Source organism: Corynebacterium sp. HMSC065D07, from assembly GCF_001810695.1.
In the GTDB taxonomy this organism is placed as follows: Bacteria; Actinomycetota; Actinomycetes; order Mycobacteriales; family Mycobacteriaceae; genus Corynebacterium; species Corynebacterium hesseae.
This window is the reverse complement of sequence record NZ_KV802448.1, coordinates 207,539-208,611: the sequence shown is the minus strand read 5'-3', so window position 1 is coordinate 208,611 and position 1,073 is coordinate 207,539. Positions and strand designations below refer to the sequence as shown.

Genomic DNA, 1,073 nt, shown 5'->3' with positions numbered 1-1,073 from the left:
AGTCCTTGATTGCTATTGACCAACCCATGTCAGCACTAACCGGCTTGACTGCTGAAACCCTGGATTTTATCGACACCATCCTGGCCGACTTCTTCACCCCCACTAAGGCGAATCAGGCTTTTCCTACCCGCAGCCAAATCAGACGCAAAGTCCGCGACATCTGTAAAACCCTGGATGATTCCATCGCCTACCGTGACACCCGCCCCAAAGACACCTACCGCTTTTCATCCAACGGAACCTCTGCCTGGCTGGAACTCCAGGTTGGGGAAGACACCGGCATTAAACTCGATGCCTTCATCCACACAACCGCCGCAAAAGAAGGAATCACTGTTGCTGAAGCGGTCATCAAACTCTTAAGCGGCGAAATACAACCACCAGCCACCGTAGTCTTACACACCTATCAGGCCTGCGATATTGAGAATGCCCCAACCTTTATTGAAGGCTTCGGCTGGCGGCAAGAGCCCATGCCGCATGATAAAACCCGGGATCTAACCGGCGAGGTAGCCGAAGCAGACGGCTACCAACCAGGTGTTGTCATGCGCAAACACGTCGAAGGCCGCGACGGGACCTGCCGAGTCGGCGGATGCAACAAACCAGCTTTCCTCACCCAGTTAGACCACCGACATAACTGGGCTGAAGGCGGGCCAACACACCCGAAGAACCTGGCATGTTTATGCCAAGGACATCACAACATGAAAACCGATGGCACCCTCAAATACTTGCTGGACCCCTACAGTGGGGATGTTATCTGGCTTTTCGCTGACGGTACCTGGACCATCAACGAAGCAGAAGGACCCCTGGCGCCCAAGCAAAAACGGTGGGCACAAACCGTAGCCCAACACATCACCGCCACCAGAAAACGCGTGCGTGAAGAAGCCCAACAGCTCAAACAAGAACTCGACGACTACCACGCACAACAACAAGCCAAAGCCAAGGCCGAAACCAAAGCCGAAACCCAAACCAACACCAACACCGGCGACGAGGACATCCCCTTCTAAAACCTGGGTCGTCGAATCAAACGACGAAAAAGGCGAAAACACCCGTCGATTCAAACGACGACGATGACGAAGAAC

The 1,073-nt window shown here is 54.0% G+C and carries 1 protein-coding gene; it reads left to right on the top strand.

Annotated features, from left to right (window positions below):
• Positions 1 to 998 (top strand): HNH endonuclease signature motif containing protein (locus HMPREF2760_RS06655; protein ID WP_148138846.1); only part of this gene is annotated, 998 nt, incomplete at its 5' end.
• Positions 999 to 1,073 lie beyond the last annotated feature (75 nt).